16 protein-coding genes are annotated in these 17,402 nt (G+C 70.5%); 9 read left to right on the top strand and 7 right to left on the bottom strand.

Going from position 1 to position 17,402, the window contains the following annotated elements; genetic code table 11:
* The first annotated feature begins 81 nt into the window (after nt 1–81).
* Complete coding sequence (locus tag AB0I43_RS38130; RefSeq protein WP_356976784.1) at nt 82–1,647, top strand: NAD(P)/FAD-dependent oxidoreductase; 1,566 nt, start codon at nt 82–84, stop codon at nt 1,645–1,647.
* Here the strand turns inward: AB0I43_RS38130 and AB0I43_RS38125 are convergent.
* The gene (locus tag AB0I43_RS38125; protein ID WP_356976782.1) at nt 1,634–2,203 is read right to left on the bottom strand and encodes a hypothetical protein; all 570 of its coding nucleotides are present in this window, start codon (nt 2,201–2,203) and stop codon (nt 1,634–1,636) included. The two genes, AB0I43_RS38130 and AB0I43_RS38125, sit on opposite strands and share 14 nt — an antisense overlap.
* A 149-nt stretch (nt 2,204–2,352) precedes the next feature.
* Here AB0I43_RS38125 and AB0I43_RS38120 point away from each other — a divergent pair, with 149 nt between their 5' ends.
* The 4 genes from AB0I43_RS38120 to AB0I43_RS38105 are packed head-to-tail and all read left to right on the top strand — an operon-like array spanning nt 2,353 to nt 5,423.
* The gene (locus AB0I43_RS38120) at nt 2,353–2,841 is read left to right on the top strand and encodes a hypothetical protein (RefSeq protein WP_356976781.1); all 489 of its coding nucleotides are present in this window, start codon (nt 2,353–2,355) and stop codon (nt 2,839–2,841) included.
* A 34-nt stretch (nt 2,842–2,875) separates the two neighbouring features.
* Entirely contained in the window at nt 2,876–3,706 is an 831-nt protein-coding gene (locus tag AB0I43_RS38115) for an ABC transporter permease (RefSeq protein ID WP_356976780.1), read from the top strand.
* Complete coding sequence (locus AB0I43_RS38110) at nt 3,703–4,425, top strand: ABC transporter ATP-binding protein (protein WP_356976779.1); 723 nt, start codon at nt 3,703–3,705, stop codon at nt 4,423–4,425. Before AB0I43_RS38115 ends, AB0I43_RS38110 begins: the two co-directional genes overlap by 4 nt.
* A gap of 20 nt (nt 4,426–4,445) precedes the next feature.
* On the top strand, nt 4,446–5,423 hold the full coding sequence (locus AB0I43_RS38105) for an ABC transporter substrate-binding protein (protein ID WP_356976778.1): 978 nt from the start codon (nt 4,446–4,448) through the stop codon (nt 5,421–5,423).
* Nucleotides 5,424–5,429: 6 nt separating this feature from the next.
* On the opposite strand, the gene AB0I43_RS38100 is transcribed toward AB0I43_RS38105, so the two are convergent.
* A complete protein-coding gene (locus AB0I43_RS38100; RefSeq protein WP_356976777.1) occupies nt 5,430–6,104 on the bottom strand; it encodes an HAD family phosphatase in 675 nt (224 codons plus the stop codon).
* On the bottom strand, nt 6,101–6,760 hold the full coding sequence (gene ribB, locus AB0I43_RS38095; protein WP_356976775.1) for a 3,4-dihydroxy-2-butanone-4-phosphate synthase: 660 nt from the start codon (nt 6,758–6,760) through the stop codon (nt 6,101–6,103). The genes AB0I43_RS38100 and ribB overlap by 4 nt, the downstream gene beginning before the upstream one ends.
* A gap of 159 nt (nt 6,761–6,919) precedes the next feature.
* Here ribB and AB0I43_RS38090 point away from each other — a divergent pair, with 159 nt between their 5' ends.
* Both AB0I43_RS38090 and AB0I43_RS38085 read left to right on the top strand, forming a co-directional pair.
* Nucleotides 6,920–8,455, top strand: coding sequence for an alpha/beta fold hydrolase (locus tag AB0I43_RS38090; RefSeq protein WP_356976773.1), 1,536 nt, complete (start codon nt 6,920–6,922; stop codon nt 8,453–8,455).
* Nucleotides 8,456–8,498: 43 nt separating this feature from the next.
* Entirely contained in the window at nt 8,499–9,332 is an 834-nt protein-coding gene (locus AB0I43_RS38085; RefSeq protein WP_356976772.1) for an alpha/beta hydrolase, read from the top strand.
* Here AB0I43_RS38085 and AB0I43_RS38080 read toward each other — a convergent pair.
* The gene (locus AB0I43_RS38080; protein WP_356976770.1) at nt 9,298–10,491 is read right to left on the bottom strand and encodes a macrolide family glycosyltransferase; all 1,194 of its coding nucleotides are present in this window, start codon (nt 10,489–10,491) and stop codon (nt 9,298–9,300) included. The two genes, AB0I43_RS38085 and AB0I43_RS38080, sit on opposite strands and share 35 nt — an antisense overlap.
* Before the next feature lie 12 nt (nt 10,492–10,503).
* Nucleotides 10,504–11,163 carry a CatB-related O-acetyltransferase gene (locus AB0I43_RS38075; RefSeq protein WP_356976768.1) on the bottom strand — a complete coding sequence of 220 codons (660 nt, stop codon included), beginning with the start codon at nt 11,161–11,163 and terminating at the stop codon, nt 10,504–10,506.
* A 90-nt stretch (nt 11,164–11,253) separates the two neighbouring features.
* Here AB0I43_RS38075 and AB0I43_RS38070 point away from each other — a divergent pair, with 90 nt between their 5' ends.
* Nucleotides 11,254–11,895 (top strand): TetR/AcrR family transcriptional regulator, encoded by a 642-nt coding sequence (locus AB0I43_RS38070; RefSeq protein WP_356976766.1) that lies wholly within the window; start codon nt 11,254–11,256, stop codon nt 11,893–11,895.
* A 132-nt stretch (nt 11,896–12,027) separates the two neighbouring features.
* Complete coding sequence (locus AB0I43_RS38065; protein ID WP_356976764.1) at nt 12,028–15,189, top strand: BTAD domain-containing putative transcriptional regulator; 3,162 nt, start codon at nt 12,028–12,030, stop codon at nt 15,187–15,189.
* A gap of 3 nt (nt 15,190–15,192) precedes the next feature.
* On the opposite strand, the gene AB0I43_RS38060 is transcribed toward AB0I43_RS38065, so the two are convergent.
* Complete coding sequence (locus AB0I43_RS38060; RefSeq protein WP_356976763.1) at nt 15,193–16,008, bottom strand: alpha/beta hydrolase; 816 nt, start codon at nt 16,006–16,008, stop codon at nt 15,193–15,195.
* A 164-nt stretch (nt 16,009–16,172) separates the two neighbouring features.
* Entirely contained in the window at nt 16,173–17,399 is a 1,227-nt protein-coding gene (locus AB0I43_RS38055) for a glycosyltransferase family 4 protein (protein ID WP_356976761.1), read from the bottom strand.
* Between the last annotated feature and the right edge of the window lie 3 nt (nt 17,400–17,402).

Genomic DNA, 17,402 nt, shown 5'->3' with positions numbered 1-17,402 from the left:
AACCCCCGCTGGGGCGGGACAGTGGCATTGCGCCCGCCCGCCCCACGGTGCGACAGTGGTGCCGTCGACATCGATGAGCAGATGTCCGGCGGAGTGGGCGAGGTGGACATCGTGGTCAACACAGCCGGTACGAGCGACGGACGCGGGGTGGATCACGAGATCGTGATCATCGGCGCCGGATTCTCCGGAATCGGGTTCGCCATCAAGGCGAAGGCGGCCGGGTATACCGACCTGCTGATCGTCGACGATGCCGACGGCGTGGGCGGCACCTGGCACTGGAACACCTATCCCGGTGTCGCCGTGGATATTCCGTCGTTCAGCTATCAGTTCTCGTTCGAGCAGCACGCCGCGTGGTCGCGCACCTACGCGCCGGGTCGGGAGCTGAAGAACTACGCCGAGCATTGCGTGGACAAGTACGGCCTGCGGCCCTATCTGCGCCTGAACACCGCGATCGAGTCGGCGGAGTACGACGAGCCCGGGAACCGGTGGGTGCTGACCACCGGGTCCGGTGCGCGGATCACCGCGCGGTTCGTGGTGAACGCCGCCGGCGTGCTCACCCGGCCGAAGCTGCCGGAAATCGCTGGGCTGGAGCAGTTCTCGGGGATCACCATGCACACCTCGCGCTGGGATCACCGGGTGCCGCTGCGCGGCAAGCGGGTCGGCATCATCGGGACCGGAGCGTCGGCAGTGCAGGTGATCCCGCAGATCGCCCCCGAGGTGGCGCAGCTGACGGTGTTCCAGCGCACGCCGATCTGGTGTCTGCCCAAACTCGACGCGCCCCTGGCCCGCCCGGCCGGGTGGGTGCTCGGGCATCTGCCGGCGGCGCGGCAGGCCGCGCGGATCGCCAGCCAGGCGTTCGTGGAGCTGACTTTTCCGATCGCGGCGCACTACGGCCGGATCCTGCCCACGGGGCGGGTGGGCGAGGCGGTGGCGCGCAACTTCCTGCGCACCCAGGTCGCCGATCCGGTGCTGCGGGAAAAGCTCACGCCCCGATACGGATTGGGCTGCAAGCGTCCCAGCTTCCACAACAGCTACCTGTCCACCTTCAACCGGGACAACGTGTATCTGGAAACGGATCCGATCAGCCACGGCGACGCCCGCGCGATCCACACCCGCACCGGCACCGCCCACGAGTTCGACGTGCTGATCCTGGCCACCGGGTTCAAGGTCATGGACCCGGGCAATATGCCGACCTACGGACTCGTCGGAGCGGGCGGACGGCAGCTGGAGAAATGGTGGAACGAGAACCGGCTGCAAGCCTACGAGGGCGTGAGCGTGCCGGGTTTCCCCAACCATTTCACGATCTTCGGCCCCTACGGCTACAACGGCTCGTCGTATTTCACCCTGATCGAGGCCCAGACCCAGCACATTCTGCGCTGCCTGCGGCACGCCCGGCGCGTCGGCGCCGACCGCATCGAGGTGACCGAGGCCGCCAACCAGCGCTATTTCGCCGAGATGCTGGCCCGCCGCAAGAATCAGATCTTCTGGCAGGCCAGCTGCGCCAACGCCAACAGCTACTACTTCGACAAGCACGGCGACGTGCCGCTGCGCGCGGCCACCACCGTCGAAACCGCCTGGCGCAGCCGCCGGTTCCAGCTCTCGGACTACGCCTTCGAGCGCAGCCCGGCCGAGATCAGGACGGCATGAGGGCGAGCAGGCCCAGTTCCGGAACCAGCGCACCGTCCTGACCGAGGGCGTGGAAATCCTGCTCGACCGCCGAGCGCGCGAGAACCCCGTCGCGCACCGCGCGGTACCGCACGAACGACCAGAGGAAGACGTCGAGGTTGTCGAAGCGCGTGTTCTCCTCGAGCACCTCTTCCTCGTGGAACCACACCGCCACCTGGCCGTTGGTGAGCACCACGTAAAGGTTGCCGCCGCCGTCGGCGCCGATGGAGTAGACGTCGTCGTCGGTGAGCTCGGTTTCATAGTCCGAATCGAGGATTCCGCAGTCGTTTCCGGCGAAATCGAAGCCGTAGGTCCAGTCGAAGACGTCCAGGAACTGCGGCATCCGGCCGGAGCGCACCCGGCGGTCGAACGCGGCCAGCGCGGCGGCGTGCTCCGGGGCGAGCCGGGCGAGAAACGGCGCCACCGGGCGGGTCTGCTCGGGAATCAGGACGGGTTCGGCCGCGGGGAACCAGCGACGCAGATCGGTATCGAGGTCGCGATCGGTATAGCCGACGAGGTCGGCGACAGTTAGAGCCACGCCCAGGATTGTAGAAGCGGGCCCCGACAGGGGGATCTAACCGGTGTCGCCGTCTAATCGGTTGTCTAGCAAGACAACTGCCAATCCGTAATCAAAGTGAGGCCGGGTTGTTCCTGTGATTCCGGGCGTGGCCCTCTTAGCCTTGTCGAATGCCTGAACCGAAACCGGAGGACTGGGGTGAACCGCCGGTGCTCCTGCGGCTCGCCGGCCTTCTGGTCGCGGTGCAGGGCGTGGCGGGTTTCGTGGCGACGATCTGGCCGGGCCCGTACCCCCGTGACCAGGTGCTGGTCGCGCTGGCGCTGGCGCCGGCCGTCGTGGTCGTCTGGGCGGGTATCGCGCTGTTCCGGGGGCGCTGGTGGCCCCGGGCCATCGCGACGATCGTGCAGGTCCTGCTGATCCCGCCGGCGGGCGTCCTGCTGGCCGAGGCCCGGTTCCTCCCGGCCGACCTGGTCGCCGGCACGCTGCTCGCGGTGAGCGTGACCGTGGTGCTGATCGGGTTGTACTCCCCGCCGAGCAATCGGTGGATGGATCACGCCTACGACCTGACGCCGCCCGCCGGCGATACCCACTACCCGGCGGACAACCCCATTCCGGTCACGGTGATTCGAAGGGTTCAAATGGGCGAACCCCGGCGGTGATACTGCCAGGCGTCCCTTTCGTCCCAGGAGAACCATGACACTCGCGATCGGCGGGAAAACCGCCGACCGGCAGCGCGCCGTCCCGGCCGCGCCCACGCCGCCGCGCGGCCGGGTGCTGCGTAGCCCGTGGCTGCTGCGGTCGCTGACGCCGCTGGCCCTGTTGCTGGCCTGGCAGATCGGCTCCGCGACGGGTGTGCTCGCGGAACGGATCCTGCCCGCGCCGTCGGTCATCGTGGACGCCGGTCTCGAGGTGTGGCGCAGTGGTGAACTCGGCGACGCGCTGGCGGTGTCCGGTCAGCGCGTGCTGCTCGGGTTCGCGCTGGGCGCGACGGCCGCGGTGCTGCTGGCGATCCTGGCCGCCTCCAGCCGGATCGGCGAGTATCTCGTCGACCCGCCCATGCAGATGCTGCGCACGGTCCCGCTGTTCGGCCTGATCCCGGTGTTCATCATCTGGTTCGGCATCGACGAGCAGCCCAAGGTCTTCCTCATCGCCCTCGGCGTCGCGTTCCCGCTCTACCTCAACACCTACGCCGGGATCCGGCAGCTGGACCCGAAACTCGGTGAACTGTCCCGGGTCCTGGGGCTGACCGCGTGGGAGCGATTGCGCGACATCGTCTTTCCCGGCGCGCTGCCGCAGGTTCTGGTCGGATTGCGGCAGAGCCTCGGCATCGCCTGGCTCTCGCTGATCGTCGCCGAGCAGATCAATGCCAGTGCGGGCCTGGGCTTCATCGTCAACAACGCGCGCGAATTCCTGCGCACCGACATCGTCATCTTCGGGCTGCTCGTCTACGGCGTGCTCGGCCTGATCACCGACGCGCTGGTGCGGATCGTCGAGCGTCGCGCGCTGCGCTGGAGCAAGCGATGACCGCGCCCGCGACCGGGCAGCTGCTCCGGATCCGCGGCGTCGGCAAGAGTTTCGGCGATCGTCGCGTGCTGCACGGCGTCGACCTGGACCTGCGCCAGGGCGAGATCGTCGCGCTGGTGGGGCGCAGCGGTTCGGGCAAGTCCACCCTGCTGCGCGTGCTGGCGGGTCTGGCGGGGGAGCACGCGGGCAGCGTCGAGATCGACGGCCGCGTCTCGGTCGCCTTCCAGGAGGCCCGGCTGGTGCCGTGGCTGTCGGTGGCCCGCAATGTCGCGCTCGGACAGCCGGATCGGCGGCGCCGGGCCAAGGGCCTGGCCCGAGCGCGCGCGGTGCTCGACGAGGTCGGCCTCGCCGAGCGCGAAGCCGCGTGGCCGATCACGCTGTCCGGCGGGGAGGCCCAGCGCGCCGCGCTGGCCCGCGCGCTGATCGCCGAGCCGGCGCTGCTGCTGCTCGACGAACCCTTCGGCGCGCTGGACGCACTGACCAAGATCGCCATGCACGACCTGCTGCTGCGGCTGTTCGCCGAGCACGGCTTCGGTGTGCTGCTGGTGACCCACGACGTCGCCGAGGCGGTGACGCTGGCCGACCGGGTGCTGGTGCTCGACGAGGGCCGGATCGCCGACGAGATCGACATCCCCCTGGACCGTCCGCGCCGGCACGCCGGACCGGAAGGCGCCGTGTACGCGGCGCGCCTGCTCGAACTGCTCGGTGTCGAGCAGTAGTTCTATCTCTGGAGATCACTGTGCAGAAGTTGTTCCGTTCGGCTGTCCTGGTGCTGGCCGCCACCCTGGCTCTCGCCGGCTGCGGCAGCGAGGAGGCGCCGCGGGCCGCCGACGGGCCGGTCGACCTGAGCACGGTCACCCTGAAAGTCGGTGACCAGAAGGCGATCTCGATCGAGGTGCTGCTGAAGGCGTCCGGTCAGCTGGAGAATCTGCCGTACAAACTGGAGTTCTCCACCTTCACCGCGGGCCTGCCGCTGGTCGAGGCGGCCAGCGCGGGTGGGATCGATATCGCGCAGACCGGCAATACGCCGCCGATCTTCGGGACGGCCGCCAAGGCCGACATCAAGGTCATCGGCGCGCTCGCCGCCACCGGCAAGGGCGATGCCATCCTGGTCGGCAAGGATTCCCCGATCAGCTCGGTCGCCGACCTGAAGGGCAAGCGGGTCGCGGTGTTCAAGGGCAGCTCGTCCAACGCGCTGTTGCTGCTGGCCCTGGACAAGGCCGGGCTGACGCTGAAGGACATCGAACCCGTCTACCTCTCGCCGGCCGACGGCTATACCGCCCTCAAACGCGGTGACGTGCAGGCCTGGTCGACCTGGGACCCCTACACCGCGATCGCCGAACAGGAGTCCGGCGCCAAGCAGATCATCGCGGCCGACACCGTCTCCAACGGCAACAACTTCTGGGTGAGCGGCAACAAGGCGCTCGCCGACGCGGGCAAGGTCGCGGCCATCGAGGACTTCCTGCGCCGCTATGCCGCCGCCACCGCCTGGTCGCAGCAGAACGTCGCCGAGTGGAGCGCCAAGTACGCCGAGCTCACCCAGATCAGCCCGGCCGCCGCGCAGGTGACCTGGACCCGCTCGATCAAGCAGCCGATCGCGCTGAGCGAGGCGATCGTCGCCTCCGAGCAGCAGATCGCCGACGCGTTCACCGCGGCCAAGGCGATTCCGGGCAAGGTCGATTTCGCCGACTACGTCGATCGGCGGTTCCAGGGCTGACCCCCGCTAGCCGGTTCGCCGCGCGGTCGTCGAGAGCTGATCGCGCAGCCAGCGCCCGGCCTGCGCGGCGTCGGCGGCCAGGTGATCCGCCAGCGCGGCCTCGTGCGCGGATCGGGTGGGCGGCCAGCTCGGGATGGCCAGCACGCGCATGCCCGCCGTGTACGCCGACCGGATGCCTGCGGCTGAATCTTCCACGGCCACCGAGTGTTTCGGGTGCACGCCGAGTTGCCCGGCGGCATGCAGGTACGGGGCGGGGTGCGGCTTGGTCGATTCGTGGTCTTCCCTGGTCACCACGATCGCGAAGGTCCGGTGCAGATCGAAGTGTTCGAGGACGGCGTGCACGAATCGCTGCGGCGAGGCCGATACCACCCCGGTCGGCACCGTGGCGGCGGCCGCGAGCAATTCCCGCACGCCGGGCAGGAGTTCGATGTTCCCGGCGCACAGGTGTTCCAGCATCCGGTCGACGCAGTCCGTGACCACCTGATCGCGCGATCGGGCACCGCACACCTGGGCGAGGTGGTGCGCCCAGTCCCCGCAGCCGTGAGTCTGCTGCCGATCGGCATCGGTCCAGGCGTGCCCGTGCCGGGCGGCGTAGTCGAACCAGCAGGTGTCCCAGGGCTCCATCGTCGCGGCGAGCGTCCCGTCCAGGTCGAACAGGACCGCCCGGACCGGCTCGCTCACGCCGGGACCGGCGCCTCGGGCGCGGCCCGGTCGAGATCGGCGCTCAGCTGGTCGATGCAGATGAGCCGCAGTCCGTGGGTGTCGGCGAACACGCGCAGGTCGGCGAGCCGCATCACCGATCCGTCGTCGTGGCAGACCTCGCTGATGGCGGCCACCGGCGCCATCCCGGCCAGGCGCATCAGGGCCACCCCGGCCTCGGTGTGGCCTTGGCGGGCGGCCAGTCCGCCGGGGTGCGCGCGCAGCGGGAACACGTGCCCGGGGCGTTGCAGATCTTCGGCCCGGGTCGCGGGGTGGGCCAGCGCCCGCAGGGTCGCGGCGCGATCCGCGGCGCTGATGCCGGAGACGACACCGGCCACGGCGTCGACGGTGACGGTGAACGCGGTCTGCTTGCAGTCCTCGTTCGCGGTCGTCATGAGCGGGAGCGCGAGCAGGTCGGCGCGTTCGGCTGGCATCGGCGCGCAGATCACGCCGCCGGTGTAGCGGATGTAGAAGCCGAGCGTCTCGGCCGTGGCCGCCTGCGCGGCCATGATCAGGTCGCCCTCGTTCTCCCGGTGCTCGTCGTCGACCACGATCACCGGACGGCCCGCCGCGATATCGGCGACGGCGTCGTCCAGCCGGTCGAACATGCTGCCTTCCGGCCGCTGCGCAACTGTCATCGCTGGTGGTCTCCGCCCTGTCGAGGATTGGAAGAAGCGGAGCAGAAGGTATCGCAATCAAGATCATTTTCCGGGCTGATTCGGATCGTGTCCGCTTCAGATGATCATGGCGGGGTAACCCCAGCAGGGCGGCGTGCCACCTTCACCGACGGGAGTTCGATGCGCAATCTGACCAGGATGACGACGGTGGTGCTGCTGGCCCTGGGGCTGGCCGCGTGCGGACAGGAGTCGGAGCCGGACGACGCGGCGCGGTTGCAGCGCTTCTACGACCAGGAATTGGCTTTCGGAGCCTGCGCGGAGTACGCCCAGACGATCGGGGACACCCAGGCTTTCGCCGCGAGCCCCGACTTCCGGTGCGCGCGGCTGGAAGTGCCGGTGGATTACCAGGATCCGGGCGGGCGCACGATGAAGATCGCGGTGCTGAAGGCGCCCGCGCGGGGTGAACGGCTGGGGTCGCTGCTGCTCAATCCCGGCGGCCCCGGCGGACCGGGCATGTCGATGGCCGCCTTCGGCGCGAAGAGCTGGGGGCAGAGCCCGGTCACCGAGCGCTTCGACCTGATCGGATTCGACCCGCGCGGAGTGGGCGCCTCGCAACCGGCGGTGCGCTGCTACACCGATGCCGAGATCAACGCCGGCAAAGCCACCTTCATCACCGCGTCGGCGGTCGGCCGCTGGACCGCGACCGACAGCGAGGCGCTGGTACAGCGCTGCGCCGAGCGATCCGGTGGCCGGGATGTGCTCGCACACAGCGGAACTCGCGATGTGGCCCGGGACATGGACGTGCTGCGCGCGGTGCTGGGCGAGGAGAAGCTCAGCTATTTCGGGCAGAGTTACGGCACCCGGCTGGGCGCGGTCTACGCGGAGATGTTCCCGCGGCACGTGCGCGCGATGGTGCTCGACAGCGGGATCGATCCGAACGCCGGGACAACCGCGCGCCGGATCGACCAGTTCACCAGCTTCCAGCGCGCTTTCGACAAGATGGCGGCCGACTGCGCGACCCGGCCGGATTGTCCGCTGGGCACTGATCCGGCGGCGTTCACCGAGCGTTTCCAGAACATCGTCCGGCCCCTCTTCGATCGCCCGATCACACTGTCGGACGGCCGGATCATGGACTTCGCCGGCGCGTGGGGCGCGGTCACCGCCGGCCTGTACGACTCCGCGGCGTGGCCGGTGATCATCAAGGGCCTCAGGGAAATCGGAACCGGAAGCGGTGACACGCTGGCCGCGATCAGCGATGCCTTCGGCGGCCGGGGCGCGGACGGTCGCACGCCCAATACCGCGGACGCCAACTACGCGATCAACTGCCAGGACGAGCAGCGGCACTCGCCCGAGGAGGAGACCGAACTGCGCCGCAGGCTCTACGAGGTGGCACCGTACATGGATCCCGGCCGTGGGCCGGAGGGCGCGCGCGACGGCTGTGAATCCTGGCCCGTGGAACCGAGCCTGGGCTACCCGTACGCGACCGGGATCGAGGGTCTGCCGACAACGCTGACCATCTCGATCACCGGGGATCCCGCCACGCCGTACCAGGGCAGTCTCGCGCTGGCGAAGGCTCTGAACGGTGCGTCGCTCACGGTCGAGGGCGAGCAGCACACCATCGCCTTCTCCGGTGCGAACGCGTGCGTGAACGGCTATGTCGCCGATTACCTCATCGACCTGAAAACCCCGCCCGCGCAGGCACGGTGCACGGCGTAACGAGCAAACCCATTGTCAAGTAAGCATATGTTAACTTGACTACGTGGAGACGATAGAAAGCCGCGCGGCGGTGTTCGAGCGCGACCTCGAACACCGTCATGACCGAATCGGCGCGCACGACTGGTCCTACTATCTCGGCGGGACGGGCCCCCAGGCCGTGCTCCTGCTGGCGGGCGGCGCGGGCATCGCGATCGGCTGGCTGGATCTGACGCCCGCCCTGTGCGCGGACTACCGGGTCCTCGCGGTCGACTATCCGCCCACGGCAACCACTTTCGATGAACTCGCCGACGGCATCGCCGGGCTGCTGGACGTCGCCGGGATCGCCCGCGCGCATGTGATCGGTCAGTCGGCGGGCGGGATGCTCGCGGAGGTGCTGTCCCGGCGCGCGCCGGACCGGGTCTCCTCGATCGTGTTCACCGGCACCGGCCTCTACGGCCCGGAAGACGAGACCCGCCTGCGGGATCGGATCTCGGCGACGGAGTCGACGCCCTGGGAGCAGACCCGCGCCGCCGCGCGCGCGGCGCTGCGGGCCACCTGGAAAGATTCCGGCGCCGCCGAATTCTGGGTCCAGCAGGTCGATTCCGCCTACGAGCGATCCGGGCGGCAGGGCGCGGTGCACGCGCTCGGCTGGCTACTGGACCTGGTCCAGCGGCTGCCACAGTGGCAGCGGGACCCGGCCTGGCCGGGCCCGGCCCTGATCCTGCGCGCCGCCGACGACCCGCTGATCACCGAGCTGCACACCCGGCGCCTGCGAGACCTGCACCCGGACAGCGAATTCCGACTGCTGCCCGAGGGCGGGCACTCGCTGCTGGTGAGCCGCCCGCAGGACTACATCGACATCGTCACCGACTTCCTGGCGCGGCAGCCGGCCGGGTAGCGACGAGCCGCTCGATCGACTCGACGGCGCGGACCGTGCCCCCTTCGCGCTGCGCGTCGGCGCGCAGCACCGCGCAGCGGCCGGCGATCTCGGGATCGGACACGATCTCGCGCAGCGCGTCGCGCAGCGCCTCCGGGGTGGCGTCGGCGGTGTCGAGGCGGCGTGCCACCCCGAGTTCGACCAGCCGATCGGCGTTCTGGAACTGCTCGGCCCCCTGCGGGACGGCGATCATCGGCACGCCGGCCAGCAGCCCTTCCCCGCAGCCGCCCATGCCCGCGTGCGTGAGGAAGGCGTCCGCCGCGGCCAGGATGGCGCGCTGCGGGACCCAGGAGTGCACCTCGATGTTCGGCGGTATCGACCCGAGTTCCGCTGCGTCGACGTGCTTTCCGATCTGCAGGACGACATGCCAGCCGGGCAGCTCGCCGAAGGCTCGCAGGCAGTTGCGGTAGAACTCGGGCTGCCGGGTGTAGGCCGAGCCCAGCGAGATGAGCAGCACCCGCTCCGCCGCCGGACGCGTCCAGGCGGGTTCGGCCCCGCGCGCGGGGAAGCACGGACCGACGAAGGTGACCCGGCCGCTATCGACGCGGTCCGCGTTCGGTTGCATCGCACGCGGGATCAGGGCGAGCGTGCGCTCCGGCGGGCCGGAGAAGGCATCCACCTCGGTCGTGGTGGCCCCGTTGTCGAGCAGCCAGCCGCCGAACTTCGCGTAATAGGCGGCTGCGCCCGGCATTCGGCGGACCTGCGCGCCGATTTCCTCCGTATAGCCCTCCCAGGCAACGAAACTCGGCGACAACTGCAGCAGCGGCCGCCCTTGCTTTTCGGCGAGCGCTCGTCCGGCGTATGCGCCGATGTCATAGAGATACAGGTCCGCGGGATCAGCATCATAGGCCGCGCGCAACTGCGAGAGGGCCTGCACGGCGTTGTCCAGGAACAGGGTCATGGCGGCGATCGGGTCGTCCGGCCAGGCATTGTCGGCGACCGGCAAAGTCGACGTGCAGGATATGAATTCGGCTCCGGTCGCGGTGACGAGGTCGGCCACCGCCGGATCGTTGGCGTAGGTGACGCGGTGTCCGCGCGCCACCAGTTCGCGCAGGACCTCGAGGCTGGGCAGGACATGGCTGACGATGGGTACGCCGATCATCGACAGGTGTGCGGGCATGCGGGTGCTTCCTCAGGACAGGGCCGCGGCGGCGGCCTCGAGGTCGGCGATGCTGCCGGACATGACGGCCGGGATGTGGGCGGTGAGGTGGTCCAGCGGCCAGTCCCACCAGGCGACGGCGAGCAGCCGGGCGATGTCGGCCTCGTCGAAACGACGGCGCAGCAGGCGGGCGGGATTGCCGCCGACGATGCCGTAGTCGGGCACGTCGGCGGTGACGACCGAGCCGGTGCTGACGATCGCGCCGTGGCCGATCCGCACGCCGGGCATCACGGTGACGCCGTTGCCGATCCAGACGTCGTTGCCCACCACGGTGTCGCCGCGGCTGGGCAGGCCGGTGAGCAGGTCGAAGTGACCGGCCCACGAGCCGCCCATGGTGGGGAACGGGAAGGTCGACGGGCCGTCCATGCGGTGGTTGGCGCCGTTCATGATGAACCGCACGCCGGTGGCCAGCGCGCAGAACTTCCCGATGATCAGTTTCTCCGGGCCGTAGTGGTACAGCACGTTGCGGGTCTCGAAGGCGGTGGGCTCGTCCGGGTCGTCGTAGTAGGAGAACTCGCCGACCTCGATCAGCGGCGAGGTGATCAGCGGGCGCAGCAGCGTCACCCGCGGCTGACCGGGCATGGGGTGCAGCACGGTCGGGTCGGCGGGCGGCGCGGGGGAATGCTCGGGCACGGGGATCTCCTTCGGCGGGCCGACTCACTAGTACGACAAGTGTCGCACTAAGCTAGACGGCATGCTCCCGAGACGTCAAGCAGGCCCCAGATGAACGCCACGCCGCCGCGCACCCGCCCCGGCGGCCGCACCGCCCGCATCCGTGACCAGGTCCTCGCGGCGGTACACGCCGAGCTGCTCGAAAACGGTTACGACACAGTCACTGTCGACGCGGTCGCGGCCCGCTCCGGCGTGCACCGCGCCACGGTGTACCGCCGCTGGCGCGATGTCGGCGGTCTGCTCGCCGACCTCTTCGCCGCGGCCGCCGACATCGCATGGGAGCCGAGCGACACCGGATCCCTGCTCGGCGATCTGACGGTCCTCAATACCGAGATCCAGGATTCGCTGCTCGAGGAATCCTCGATCGCCGTGGCGCTCATCGCGGTCTCGTTCCGTTCCGCGGCGGCCGCCGAGGCGCTGCGCACCCTCTGGGAGGGCCGCTACGCGCAGTGCGCGGTGATCGTCGAGCGCGCGATCGGGCGCGAAGAAATACCGCCCGGCACCGCGGCGCGGCCGTTGCTCGTCGCCGCCACCGCCCCGCTCTATCACCACCTCGTGCTGCTGCGCAGTCCGGCCGATCCGCTCCTGCCCGCGCAGGCCGCCCGCGCCGCGGCGCTGGCCGCGGCGGCGGGCGCGTTCACCGGCGGGCCGCCGAGCGAGGTGGACGGGCCGGATGCGGCCGGTGGCCGGTAAAATCAATCCGAACATCGACGGAGCTGTTGTCCGTCCGGATGATTCGGCACGCCGATCCGGGCGGGTAGTTGCGGAAGGGCGTGCGGGTAGATGGGGCAGGCGGGCGACTTACAGCTGATCTTGCTCGATGGCGTGACGGCACGGCTTGGCGGGCAGGCGCTGCCGCTCGGGCCGCCGCAGCGGCGGGGCGTGCTGGCCGTGCTGGCCGTGCGCCGCCGCCAGTGGGTGTCGGCGTCGGCGCTGCTGGACGCGCTGTACGCGGAGAGCTGGCCCACCAGCGGCAACGCGGTGATCCAGACGCATATCTCGGCACTGCGCCGCGCCCTGGAACCGGACCGGCCGCCGCGCTCCGCGCCGACGACGCTGCTGTCCGGCCACGGCGGCTATCAGCTGCGGCTCGAGGACGACCGGATCGACGTCGGAATCCTGGAGCGGTTGGCCGCCGCCGCGGCGCAGGCCGATCGCGCGGGCGACGGTGCGCAGGCCGCCGCGCACTACGCCGCGGCGCTCGCGCTGTTCGTGGGTGAACCGCTGGCGGGCATCGCGGGGCCGTGGGCCGAGCAGCAGCGGGCGGTCCTCCTGGAGCGCCGTCTCGCGCTCCAGGAGGACAGCCTCGCGCTCGCCGTGCGGCGCGGCCGGGCCGATCAGGCGATCGATACGCTGCGCACGCTGACCCGGGAACACCCGCTGCGCGAACGACTACAGGCGATCCTGATGCAGGCGCTCGCCGATCGTGGACGGCAGGCCGAGGCGCTGGCCGGGTACCGCGACACCCGGCGTCTGCTGGTCGGCGAACTGGGCGTGGAGCCCGGCGCCGAGCTGCGCGAGCTGCACGATCGCATCCTGCGCGGCTGGACTCCGACCCGCACCGAAGAGCGTGCGGCCGAGGCGGTTTCGCCGCCCGTCGCCGAGCGCTCCGGCGGCAATCGAGATCTCACCCTGGTCGACGCCTACGCCCGGCGCGGCTCCGGCGGGCTGATCCTGATCACCGGCCGCCCCGGCTACGGCAAAACCGAGCTGCTCGACGCGATCGCGCGGCGTCATCCGGAAGCGACCCGTTTCGATCTGACCACACCGGACGAGGATCTGGCCGGGGGGCTGCTGACCCGGCTCGGCGGTATCGGCTCGAGCAGTGACCAGCACCCGGGCGCGGAGCTGCGCGCCGCGTTGACCCGCCGGACCGCCGAGCGACCGCTGCTGATCCTGATCGACAACGCGGCCTGGATGAACGAGCGCTCGGTGCGCGCGCTGGTCGCCCTCGGGCCCTGGCTGCGCGACAGCCGGGCCCTGCTGGTGCTGGCCCTGGACGGAAGCTTCTGGGATCAGCGGAATGTGGAGCTGCACAGCCGGTTGGAGCCGCACGCGGCGGAGGTGCTGCGGCTGCGCCGCCGCAGCCTGGCGGCGATCGCCGCGCGCTACCGGGAGCGCACCGGCCTGGACTGCGCGCCGGAGCTGGCCACCCGAATCCAGCACGCGGCGGGGGAGATACCGTTGCTGGTCGACGCCCTGATCGCCGATCTGGCCGACCGCGCGGATCCCGCCGAGGTGCCCGACCGGCTGCTCGACGGCCGCTACACCCGCGTGACAGCCACACTGCTGCAAGGGTTTTCCGCGCGCGGCGCGACGATGCTGCGCGCGCTCGCCGCGCTCCAGGACTTCGACCCCGACGTGCGCACCCTCGCCGCGGCCTGCGACCAGCCGCCCACCGAGGTCCGGCATCGCTGTGCATTGCTCACCGAGGCGGGCGTTCTCGCCGCCGCCGAACCGCCCAGGGTCCGGCATCCATTGATCGCCAACACCATTCGCTGGCTCGGGCGGCGCGGGGAAGCCGAACGGTTCCAGACCGCCGCCGCCGAATACGAACGCGGCCTGGGGTATCCGGCACGGAGAGTGGCGCGGCTGCTGCGCGATCTGTGCGGCTCCGAGTACGCCGAGTGGACGGTCGTGCTCCTCGACGCCGCCGAGGAAAGCCTGCGCGAGTGCCTTTTCGGGGAGGCCGTGCGCTGGCTGGAGCTGGCGTTGCGGATCTGTCCGCCGCGGCAGCGCGACGATCTGCTGGTCCGGATCGGGCAGTGGGAACTGTGGACGAACCCGGCCGCCGCCCGCGCCCACCTCGACGCGGCCCTGCGCGGTCAGCGCGAGCGCGGCAGCGCGCCCACCGCCGCGATCCCACTGGCCTGGACCATGGCGATGCGCCACGAAGCCGAGGCGGCGATGCCGCTGCTGAACGCCGTCATCGCCGAAACCGAAGCCCGCGACCACCGCTACGCCGAAGTGCTGCGCGCCTCACGGTGGATGGTCGCCGGGCTCACGGCGTCGACCTGGCACGCGCTGATCACCGAGCTGCGCGCGCTGCCCGCACCCGACCGCGTCGACGGTGCGGTCCTCACCTGGGCCGACGCCTTCGCCGTGCGCGTCGACGCCCGCACGGCTCTGCGCCGGCTCACCCCCATCCGGCCCGTGGACCGGTTGCCGGATCCGCTGCTCGGGTTGCTGGCGCACCTGAACATGTGGGCCGGTGATCTGCCGGCGGCGCAATCGCTCACCGAACAGCGCACCGACCAGCACTTCGGCGCTATCGACACCTACCGCGCGGTGCTGCGCTCGGAGGTGCTGTTACGCGGTGGCGCCTATCGGGAGGTGCTGGCCGAGTTGGGTCCGGTGCTCGGCGATCTCGACGACGAGCTCGTCGTTCCGCCGGCCGCGCTGGCCGCCCAGTACGCGCACGCGCTGCTCGGCCTCGGCCGCCTCGCCGAGGCACAGCGCTGGCTCGACGTGCGCACCGCCAACGCCGACCCCGAGACCTGGGAATGGACGATCGCGCTGCACATTCGTGGTCTGCTGTGTGCGGCCCGGGGCGAATCCCGTGAGGCGGTACGGCATTTCCTGGAATGCGGGCGGCGCGGGACGGCGGTGGGTCTCACCAATCCGGCGCACATCGCCTGGCGCAGTGCCGCGGCCCTGGAGCTGGTGCGCCTCGGTGCGCACGAGCAGGCTCGCGAACTCGCGGACGAGGAATTCGACCTCGCGCAGCGCTGGGGCACGCCGGCGACCATCGGGCGCGCGCTGCGCGCCCAGGCCCTGGCGCGCTCGGAGCCGGAGTTGCTGCTGCGGTCGGTGGATCTGCTCCGCCGCCAGGACGATCCACGCGAATTGATGCTGGCCCTGCTCGATCTCGCGCGGCTGCGTCGCGACCCCGCGCCGCTGCGCGAGGCCCGCGCGCTGGCCGAGCGGATCGGCGCGGCGGGCTATCTCGCCGAGATCGAGGACCTGCTGCGCGCGGCGGCGGAGTAGCGCTCAGCGCGTACTCGCGGCGGCCTGCTCGATGACCGCCACCACGGCCTCCGGCTGGGAGACGGCGAGGGCGTGACTGCCCGCGTGTTCGGTGACGGTCGACCCGGCCCGGGCCGCCATCGCGCGCTGCCCGGCGGCCGGGATCATCCGGTCGTCCGCGGCGACCAGATACCACGACGGCAGCGTGCGCCAGGCCGGGTCGCGGGTCTGCTCGGCGAAGGCCGTGACCGAGATCGGACGCTGCCCGGCGGCCAGCACCGCGGCTCGGGCGGGCGCGACATCCTGGGCGAAGTACTCCGGGAATTCCTCGGCCACGATGCTCAATTCGGGTGCTGCGACACCGCTGATCTGGTGCGGGACGGTGATCTTCGTGGCCGGCCCGCCGTAGCGGGCGTCGAGTTCGCCCAGTGATTCGCCCTGGTCCGGAGCGAAGGCCGCGACGTAGACCAGACCGGCCGCGTTGCGGGACCCGGTCGCGGCGTTGGTGATGACGGCGCCGCCGTAGGAGTGCCCGACCAGCAGGGTCTTTCCGGGCATGGCGTCGAGCAGGCCGCGCAGGTACGCGCTGTCGTAGTCGAGTCCGCGCAGCGGCACCGCCGCGATGGTGACCCGGAAGCCCCTGCGCTGCAACTGCTCCGCCACCGCACCCCAGCTGGAGCCGTCGGCGAAGGCGCCGTGCACGAGCAGCACGTTCGGCTCGGCCGGGTAGGGTCGCGGCGCGGGTGCGGCGGGTGTCTCGTCCGCCGACGAGCAGGCGGTGGCGGCCAGCGCCACGGTCAGTGCACCCAGCAGCGTCAGGGTGCGAAGAGTCTTGCGCATATCCGAGGTGTCTCTCTGTAGCAGGACGGCCCGCGTGGGCGGCGCCGTGGACAACCCTGTCCCCGCCGACTCAAAGACACCTGTGCGTTTTCAGAACGCGCAGTTCGGAATCGTGCGCTACCCGGCACCGGCCGATCGCGGATCGGCCGGTGCGCGGGCGTGCACTACTTGTTCGCGACGATCGACAGGTCGCGGTTCGGGACCCGGCCGCTCTTCGGGATCGTGCGCACCTGCGACGGCGCGCCGCGCAACTCCGCGCCCGCCGCCAGGCGCGGGAGGCGATCGGTGCGGTCCAGCGCGGCGTAGTAGGCGTCCTCGTAGCCGGCGCCGAGCTGGTCGACCGAGAAGTGCTTGATCACGCGATTGCGGCAGGCGACCGGATCCAGTTCGGCCGCCGCGGCCATCGCGGCGGGCAGTTCGGCGGGATCGTCACAGATGAAGCCGGTGACGCCGTGCTCGACGACCTCCTCGACCGCACCACCGCGCAGTGCCACCACCGGGGTGCCGCAGGCCATGGCCTCGATCATCACGATGCCGAACGGCTCCTCCCAGCGGATGGGGAAGAGCAGGCAGCGGGCCTGGGACAGCAGCAACCGCTTGGCCATCGCGTCGGCCTCGCCGAAGATGAAATCGCGTTCGCCGAGCATCGGGCGCACCGAGCGCTGGAAATACGCTTTCTCGGCGGGCTCGTTCATTTTCGCGGCGAGCACCAGTGGAATTCCCGCGGTATGCGCGGCCGCCAATGCTAGATCGGGGCCTTTATACGGCGCGTAGCGACCCAGAAAAAGGGCGAAATCCTGTTTCTTCTTCTGGAACGGCCATTCGCTCGGGCGCACCGCATTGTAAACGCGGTCCACCCAATTCAAATTCGGCGCCAAACTGCGCTGCCGGTCGCTGATCGCGACCATGTGCGCGGCGGAGCCGAGCGCGCTGTAGTAGGCCTGCTCCTCGCCGTCCACCGGTCCGTGCACGGTGACGACGGTCCGGATGCCGAGGGCCTCGTACACGGGCGCGTTCAGCGGGCCCGCGAAGGTGTGATCGTGGATGACGTCGATGTGTTCGGTCCGTGCCAGTTCCATGATGGTTTCGCGCACCTTGAGCGCGTTGACCACCTCGGGGAACGGATCACCGAGGCGATCGGCGAGGATCTTGTCCCACACCGGGATGAACCGGGTGGCGGCAGTCCCGGGCCGGCCCGCGCCGAGCAGTGTGACTCGATGCCCACGCGCGACCAATGCGTCCACCAGTTGTGCCACCACCGCTTCCACGCCGCCGTAACCGGCCGGTGGAACCTCGAAGTAGGGTGGGGCAACCATGACGATGTTCAGTGGCGCACCGGATTCCCGAAGATTGTAGATCAGGGAATCGGAACCGGACGGCGAACTGATCATGGA

The organism is Nocardia sp. NPDC050435, assembly GCF_040655395.1.
In the GTDB taxonomy this organism is placed as follows: domain Bacteria; phylum Actinomycetota; class Actinomycetes; order Mycobacteriales; family Mycobacteriaceae; genus Nocardia.
The sequence above is the reverse complement of the archived record's forward strand: the minus strand, read 5'-3'. Positions and strand labels throughout refer to the sequence as shown.

Bases quoted from the DNA above. Each gene is read 5' to 3' on its own strand.
- ribB (WP_356976775.1), bottom strand. From the start codon at position 6,760: ATGACAGTTGCGCAGCGGCCGGAAGGCAGCATGTTCGACCGGCTGGAC.
- AB0I43_RS38120 (WP_356976781.1), top strand. From the start codon at position 2,353: ATGCCTGAACCGAAACCGGAGGACTGGGGTGAACCGCCGGTGCTCCTG.
- AB0I43_RS38130 (WP_356976784.1), top strand. From the start codon at position 82: ATGTCCGGCGGAGTGGGCGAGGTGGACATCGTGGTCAACACAGCCGGT.
- AB0I43_RS38060 (WP_356976763.1), bottom strand. From the start codon at position 16,008: ATGCGCAAGACTCTTCGCACCCTGACGCTGCTGGGTGCACTGACCGTG.
- AB0I43_RS38115 (WP_356976780.1), top strand. From the start codon at position 2,876: ATGACACTCGCGATCGGCGGGAAAACCGCCGACCGGCAGCGCGCCGTC.
- AB0I43_RS38055 (WP_356976761.1), bottom strand. From the start codon at position 17,399: ATGATCAGTTCGCCGTCCGGTTCCGATTCCCTGATCTACAATCTTCGG.
- AB0I43_RS38070 (WP_356976766.1), top strand. From the start codon at position 11,254: ATGAACGCCACGCCGCCGCGCACCCGCCCCGGCGGCCGCACCGCCCGC.
- AB0I43_RS38110 (WP_356976779.1), top strand. From the start codon at position 3,703: ATGACCGCGCCCGCGACCGGGCAGCTGCTCCGGATCCGCGGCGTCGGC.
- AB0I43_RS38080 (WP_356976770.1), bottom strand. From the start codon at position 10,491: ATGCCCGCACACCTGTCGATGATCGGCGTACCCATCGTCAGCCATGTC.
- AB0I43_RS38090 (WP_356976773.1), top strand. From the start codon at position 6,920: ATGCGCAATCTGACCAGGATGACGACGGTGGTGCTGCTGGCCCTGGGG.